We start from the raw sequence: 7540 nt of genomic DNA, 5'->3' as shown, positions 1-7540 counted from the left end.
CCTGCCCGCGTCAAAATGTTTGACACGGTTTTAGAGGAATCCTGCCGCCAGTGGTGCGACTGCATCAATGACGCCCCGGAACGTGCCAGCGGCAAAGGCTTTGCTGCCTTTTTCTATGAGGTCTTTGAACAAAAAGAGCAGGAATACAAAGCCGAGTTAAAGGCAGACACGCGCTCTGAAAAGCCCTCCATCCGAAAAGCGCTGAACGAGAAAAAGGCAGAAGCCGCCGCCCGCCCTGCCCCGGAGCCGGAACGTAAAGCGCCGGAGGCCGCACGGTGAGCCGGGAACGGTTCCAGGCACGGGAGAAAAAGGTTCAGAAGATGGGCCGGGACGGTCTGGTGGAGCAGAACCGCGCCACTGGCGAAGAAAAGCGCGTCAGCCAGCGCACAGCGGATGCCGCCTTTGACCGCGCCCGCCCCACGGAACAGGAGGACATCCGCCGTCCGGGAGTACGGGGCGCAGACACCGGCAAAAAGCGGAAACAGCCCCGCCCTGCGCCGGAGATGGCAACAGAACAGACGGAACCGCTGCTTATGCCGGAATATCTGGCAGACGGAACCGCCGAACCGCCGCCCGATGCCCCGGCATCCATGCGCGGCGCAGTGGATATGCCGTTGCTGGATGCGCCGGCCATCGAAGAATCCACTCCCGCGCCGGTGAGGAAACGCACCCAAAAGCGGGGAAAAAAGGGCAAAAAGAAGCAAAGCACAAAATTCGCAGAACACGCCGCCAGACCAGACAGCGAAGAAACAGCGGCTATGCGCGGTGTAGACGGCGCTCCTGCCCAAAAGCGGCGCACCATCGAGGGCGGCTCCCGTCTGCAATTTGCTAAAGAAGAACCAGAGGAACCCACCACCGCCGACCGTGATGTGCTGAAAAAGCGGCAAACGGCAAAGTCCGCCCAACACGCCGCCAAGCCGGACAGCAGGGAAACATCCGCTATGCGTGGCGCAGACAGCGCACCCACCGCAAAGCGGCGCATCTCCGAGGGCGGTTCCCGCCTGCAATTTAGCAAGGAAGAAGAAACGGCAGAATCTACCGCCGACCGCACAGCAATCAAAAAGCGGCAGGCGGCAAAGCTGGCAGAACACGCCGCCAAACCAGAGGATAAGGCAAAATCGGAGGACAAACTAAAATCCGATGGCAACCCAAAGGCGGGGGCAACCCGCCTGAAATTTGAGGACACTCCCAAAGATGCGGACACTTCCGGCGATACCGCGCCCGATGCGCCCACCCGCCAGCAAAAGAAATATAACAAGGCCGTCCGCCGCACGGAACGCGCAGACCGCCGCGTGGAGCAGGCGCAAATGAAACTGCCCACCAAGCGCCGCCTGCACATGGAACGCCAGCCTGACGAAACCAGCGGGAAAATGAAACGGCGGCTCCATTTTGAGGAGGAAGTCCTGCCAGAGTACCGCAAGCCCCCGCTTCTCTCCCGTGCCGGAGGAATGGCGAAAACGGCAGCAATCTTAAAGGTGCATGGAAAAATCCGCGAATACGAGCGCGATAACGTAGCCTTAGAATCTGCCCACAAAAGCGAACTGGTTGCCGAGCAGGACGCGGGGCGCGTCCTGCGCTGGGAACGGAACCGCCGCCGCGCCAAGCCCTACCGCGCCTTGCGGAAAGCACAGCAGAAAGCAGCGCGGGAACACGCCAGCCTTGCATGGCACACCGCCCTGCGGGACAACCCGGAACTGCAACGCAAAAACGCGCTGGCAAAGTGGATGCAGAAGCAGAAAATCAAGCGGAAGTACGCCCAGGCCGCGCACGAAGCCAAACAGAGCGCGAAATTCACCCAAAACGTGCTGACCGCCACCGGCAAGATTGCCCGCGCCATCGCCCAATATGCGGCAGCGCATAAGGCGGTCTTTCTGGCGGTTGCAATGCTGGCGCTGGTGGTGATGTTCTTTGCCACCGGCCTGACCTCCTGCACCGCCATGCTCTCAGGGTTCCAGTCCTCCTATATTTCCGCGTCCTACATGGCCAACGAGGAAGAAATCTGCCAGAGCGACCTTTACTACACCGAAAAAGAAACGGATTTACAGATTGACATTGACAATACCGAGGAAAATTACCCCGGCTATGATGAATACCGCTACAACATCGGTGAAATCAGCCACAACCCCTATGAACTGCTGGGCTACCTCTCCACGGCGTTCAATGCCTTTACTTTTGCAGAGGTTCAGTCTGAAATCGACCGCATTTTTTCCGAGCAGTACACCCTCACCCGCGAAACCGTTGTGGAAACCCGGTATGACGATGAGGGCGACTCTTACGACTGGTACGTTTTACAGACCACCCTAACCGTGCGCCCGCTGTCCGCTGTGGCACAAAGCCACCTGACCCCCGGCGAACAGACCGACCGCTACGGCGTGTATATGCAGACCTACGGCAACCGGCAGGCGTTTGGGAACCCCTTTGATTTTTCCTGGCTGGGGAACGTGAGCAGCGGCTACGGCTGGCGGGTACATCCCATCAGCGGGGAAAAGAGCCTGCATCGCGGCATCGACCTTGCCGTGGCGCAGGGTACGCCGATTCTGGCGGCGCAGGACGGGCGCGTGGTATCAGCAGGCGACGCGGGCAGCTATGGGCTGTGCGTGGTGATTGAGGACGGAAACGGCTACCAGTCCCGGTACGCCCACTGCTCCAGTCTGAACGTCAGCGCCGGCCAGGAAGTGAAACGCGGGGATGTGATTGCCGCCGTTGGCAGCACCGGCAACAGCACGGGGCCGCACCTGCATTTAGAGGTCATGCTGAACGGCGAATACTTAAACCCCTATTTCTTCGTGGACAACGGCGACGATGGAACCGGCGCAATCCCCGGCGCACCCGGCGGGCCGGCTATCCCGGACTATTCCGGCGAACCGATGGGCGACGGCAGTTTTGAAGCGATGCTGCGGGAGGCGGAAAAATACCTCGGCTACCCTTATGTGTGGGGCGGCTCCCATCCCTCCACATCCTTTGACTGCTCCGGCTATGTTTCGTGGGTCATTAACCAGTCCGGCGTGGGCAGCGTGGGACGGCAGACGGCGCAGGGGCTTTATAACCTGTGTACCCCGGTATCTGCGGCAAACGCCAGACCCGGCGACCTGATTTTCTTCACCCGGACATACAGCTCACCAGGGCCGGTCAGCCACGTTGGGATTTATGTGGGAAATGGACGCTTTATTCACTGCGGCGACCCAATCTCCTACGCCAGCACCACCAGCCCCTATTGGGTCGAGCATTTTTATTCCTATGGGCGTATCAACTGAATGATTTGAAAGAAACGGAGGTGTACTTTGAAGATTGGACTGATTGATGTGGATTCCCACAACTGGCCGAACCTGTGCCTGATGAAGCTGTCCGCATACCATAAGGCGCAGGGCGACCTGGTTGAGTGGTGGAACCCCGAAAGCCACTATGACCTTGTTTATAAGAGCCGGGTATTCACAGATACCTACTCAAAAGATACCATTGCCGTAACCAATGCCGATGCCGTCATTTTAGGCGGCACGGGCTACGGCATAAAGGAAAATTTACCGGACGCGGTGGAACACACCCGCCCGGACGCTACACTGTATCCGCAGTTTTCCGACACCGCCTACGGCTTTTTGAGCCGTGGCTGTCCGCGAAACTGCGGATTCTGTATTGTCAGCGGCAAGGAGGGACGGAAAAGCCGCAGGGTAGCCGATTTGTCCGAGTTTTGGGACGGGCAGAAAGAAATCAAGCTGCTGGACGCAAACCTGCTTGCCTGCCCCGACCATGAAGCGCTGATTTTACAGCTTGCCGAAAGCCGCGCATGGGTGGACTTCTCCCAGGGGCTTGACATCCGGCTGGTTACGCCGGACAATGTGGCGCTCCTAAACCGGGTACGCACCAAAGCGGTACATTTTGCCTGGGACAATCCAGACGAGGACTTGACCGGACATTTTAGACGCTTTCTGGAACTGACCGCCATTAAGAGCGACCGCAAGCGGCGCGTCTACGTCCTGACCAATTACGGCAGCACCCATGAGCAGGACTTATACCGGGTGGAAACCCTGCGTGGCATGGGCTATGACCCTTATGTGATGGTCTATGACCGCCCCACCGCACCGAAAATCACCCGCCAGCTTCAGCGCTGGGTGAACAATAAGCGGATTTTTTACACCGTCAAAAACTTTGCCGATTACATTCCAAACAAGACAGGAGGGACAACGTGAAGATTGACCGATTAAAAACCGACCTTGCGAAAGCCAGGGAAAAAGCCGCCGAGTGGCAGGCCCGTGTGCGGGACTTGGAGAAGCAGATCACCGAGCAGGAAAACCTTGAAATCTTGCAGGTGGTACGCGGCGTGGCGGCTTCGCCAGAGGAACTGCGGGGGCTGCTGGATATGATACGCGGGGCGAAGATGCCCCCGGCTGGCACTGCCCGAACTTTTGAAAACATGGATAAGGAGGAAATCTGATATATGAAAACAAAACGCTTTCAGCGCACGGCGGCGATGCTGCTGTGCATTTTTATTTGCGCCTGGACAATGTTCCCCCTGATGGGTGCGGCTCTTGCCGCCGAGGGGCTGCATGACACCGCAGAACCGGGAATTGCCTGCTTCTGTAACACCCGCTGCACGGCAGACACCCTCAACGCAGACTGCACGGTCTGTACCCAGGATGTGAACACCTGCACCGGAACGGAGCCGGAAGCACCCACCGAGCCGGAAATTAGCTGTTTCTGTGATATTCGCTGCACAGCGGATACCCTCAATGCGGACTGCCCCGTTTGCGTACAGGAAGTAGCCGCTTGCATTGGCGCGGAGCCGGAACCGCCTACGGAACCGAAACCCGTCTGCACTTGTGAAATGCGGTGTGCGGCAGATGCGCCTAACACGGATTGTCCCATCTGTAAGCAGGATATAACCGCCTGCATTGGCAAAGAACCGGAACCGCCCACCGAACCGGAACCCGTCTGCACTTGTGAAATGCAGTGTGCGGCAGACGCGCCTAACACGGATTGCCCCATCTGCAAGCAGGATATAACCGGCTGCATTGGCAAAGAGCCAGAACCGCCAGCGGAGCCGGTCTGTATCTGCACCGCCCACTGTGAACCCGGCGCGGTCAATATGGACTGCCCCGTCTGCCTGCTGAACCTGACTGCCTGTGTCATCGAAGCCCCTGCGCCTGTTCCGGTCTGCGTCTGCGAAAACAAGTGCGAGCTTGGCGCGGTCAACCCCGACTGCCCGATCTGCAGAACCGACCTGACCGGCTGCACCGGAAAAGCCCCCGCGCCCATTCCCGCATCCAACCTCTCCATCAAGATAACACCGCCCTCTGGCTGGGCCACGGGCAGCGCCGCCGCCGAGTTTTGCATTACCGATGAAGCCGGGAGCGGCTTTACTCTGGTGCAGGTGAAAATCGAGAAAAACGGGCAATGGCGGGATGTGACAGACAGCCTGAAACATCGGGATAACCGCTGGTACGGGGAAATCGACCTTTCGGAGAACTGCACCGTCTATGTCTGCGCCACCGGCCACGATGGGAAAGTTTACGAAAAATCCCGCTATATGGAGTGCTTCGACCGCACCGCGCCCACCTTACGCGCCAGCATGGACGGGCGGCTGCTCCGGGCAGAAGCCAAAGACGACCTTTCCGGCGTGGCGGCAATCTACATTGACGGCGAGAAATACACCGATTTGACCAACGGCACACTGGACGTACCGCTGCGGGATTTGCCCGATGATTACGAACAGCTTTCAGTGCAGGCGGTGGACGCTGCGGGGAACAAATCAAAAATCGTGCAGGTCAAAAACCCCAACTATCAGGCGGAGGATAACAAACAGAAGCCCTCTACCGGCCAGACACAGCCCCCGGCAACCACCGCGCCGGGTACAACCACCCCGCCTGCGACAACCTCACCCACAACGGGCGCGACAACCTCACCAAACACGCAGACTACTACTCCGGCAACAACGACTGGCACAAAACCGGCTGCTGGCACGGGCAGCACAAAGCCCTCCGCTTCGGCAAGCGCCGACCCGGACGAAGAAGCAGACACCACGCCCCGCGACCCGGTTCCCCTGACCCCGGACGGCCAGGCCACGGTGCTTGACAACGCCACCGGTGAGGACGGCAAGGAGTTTTACACCATCCAGACGCCGGACGAAAACGTGTTTTATCTGATTATCGACAACCAGCGGGACACGGAAAACGTGTATTTCCTCAACGCCGTCACCGAAGCCGACCTGATGGCGCTGGCAGTCAAGGAGGACGACGCGCCGCAGACGGACGCAATCCCCGACCCGGAGCCAGCCTGCGTCTGCACGGAGCAGTGCGCTCCCGGCGAGGTCAACACCGACTGCCCGGTCTGCGCCCTGACCCGGAAAGACTGCACCGGAAAAGCCCCCGTGACCGACACGGAAACCGACCCCGATGAAAAGCCGGAGAAAGCGAAAAGCGGCGGTTCCGGCACACTGATTTTAGTGCTGCTTGTTGCGCTGGCGGCTGGCGGCGCGGGCTACTACTTCAAAATCTACAAGCCCAAAAAGGATTTGGACGATGCGGAGGACTTCGACGAACTGACCGGCGGGGACGAGGAGGAAACGGTCAACGAGGACGAGGGGCCGGACGCGCAGGAAGAACAGCCCAAGACGGCCTATGAGGAACCGTCAGCCTATGACGAGCCGGAGGAGCCGGACTATCCTGAAACCTATGACGGGGAGGACGACTGATGCGCTTCACCGACAGCCCTTTTGAGCGGATGATGACCCAAAGGCCGGCCCCCAGCCGCGCCGCGCCTGCCTCCCCCGTCCATCCGCCCGGACACCCCTGCTGCCGCTGTCCCTACGGGCTAAATGCGCCCTGCGTGGGGATATGCTACAAAAATCTGAAAAAGGAGCGTGAGAGAAATGCAGCTTGTGATCGCAGAAAAACCGTCAGTAGCAATGGCACTGTCTAAGGTATTAGGCGCGAAAAGCCGTGGCGACGGTTATATGGAGGGCGGCGGCTGGCTGGTAAGCTGGTGCATCGGGCATCTGGTGGAACTTGCCCCCGCCGATGCCTACGACCCCCGCTATTCCAAATGGAACTATGCCGACCTGCCCATTCTGCCGGAGCCGTGGCAGTTCCAGGTGCTGCCGGGAACCAAAAAGCAGTTTGAAACCTTAAAAAACCTGATGAACCGCGCTGATGTCACCGCCTTAATCTGTGCCACGGACGCAGGGCGCGAGGGGGAACTGATTTTCCGCCTGACCTACCATCTGTGCGGCTGCACAAAACCCGTCAAGCGGCTGTGGATTTCCTCAATGGAAGAAACCGCCATCCAGAAAGGCTTTGACAGTCTGCTGGACGGGAAGAACTACGACAATCTCTATGCCGCCGCCCTCTGCCGCGCCAAGGCGGACTGGCTGATCGGCATCAACGGTACACGTTTGTTTACTACGCTCTATCAGGGCAAGACCCTGAACGTGGGCCGGGTGCAGACCCCGACACTGGCGCTGCTGGCAGAACGGGAAACCGCCATTTCCGGCTTTCGGAAAGAGAAATTTTATACGGTGGAGCTGGAACTGGACGGATTCCATGCCGCC

Annotated in this window: 5 protein-coding genes and 3 pseudogenes; all 8 read left to right on the top strand. The window is 59.1% G+C overall.

The window, feature by feature from the left end; translation table 11 throughout:
- A pseudogene (locus D5269_RS16320) lies at window positions 1-279 on the top strand (hypothetical protein); the annotation flags it as partial.
- Window positions 276-3254, top strand: coding sequence for a CD1108 family mobile element protein (locus tag D5269_RS16315; protein WP_120486981.1), 2979 nt, complete (start codon window positions 276-278; stop codon window positions 3252-3254). The pseudogene D5269_RS16320 and the gene D5269_RS16315, both read left to right, overlap by 4 nt.
- A 27-nt stretch (window positions 3255-3281) precedes the next feature.
- Entirely contained in the window at window positions 3282-4184 is a 903-nt protein-coding gene (locus D5269_RS16310; protein ID WP_166545227.1) for a radical SAM protein, read from the top strand.
- A complete protein-coding gene (locus D5269_RS16305) occupies window positions 4181-4429 on the top strand; it encodes a DUF4315 family protein (RefSeq protein WP_120486978.1) in 249 nt (82 codons plus the stop codon). Before D5269_RS16310 ends, D5269_RS16305 begins: the two co-directional genes overlap by 4 nt.
- A gap of 3 nt (window positions 4430-4432) precedes the next feature.
- A pseudogene (locus D5269_RS19060) lies at window positions 4433-4909 on the top strand (CD1107 family mobile element protein); the annotation flags it as partial.
- A gap of 30 nt (window positions 4910-4939) precedes the next feature.
- Window positions 4940-5257: pseudogene (locus tag D5269_RS19055) on the top strand (CD1107 family mobile element protein); the annotation flags it as partial.
- Between the two features lie 264 nt (window positions 5258-5521).
- Complete coding sequence (locus tag D5269_RS19050) at window positions 5522-6685, top strand: DUF4366 domain-containing protein (protein WP_347707307.1); 1164 nt, start codon at window positions 5522-5524, stop codon at window positions 6683-6685.
- Window positions 6686-6862: 177 nt separating this feature from the next.
- The coding region (locus D5269_RS16290; RefSeq protein ID WP_243150861.1) for a DNA topoisomerase at window positions 6863-7540 on the top strand (678 nt) is incomplete at its 3' end.

Source organism: Anaerotruncus sp. 1XD42-93, assembly GCF_009917605.1.
Lineage (GTDB): Bacteria > Bacillota > Clostridia > Oscillospirales > Ruminococcaceae > Anaerotruncus.
The sequence above is the reverse complement of the archived record's forward strand: the minus strand, read 5'-3'. Positions and strand labels throughout refer to the sequence as shown.

What these genes read in the sequence shown, in the direction of transcription:
- D5269_RS19050 (WP_347707307.1), top strand. Translation starts at nt 5,522, where the DNA reads ATGGAGTGCTTCGACCGCACCGCGCCCACCTTACGCGCCAGCATGGAC.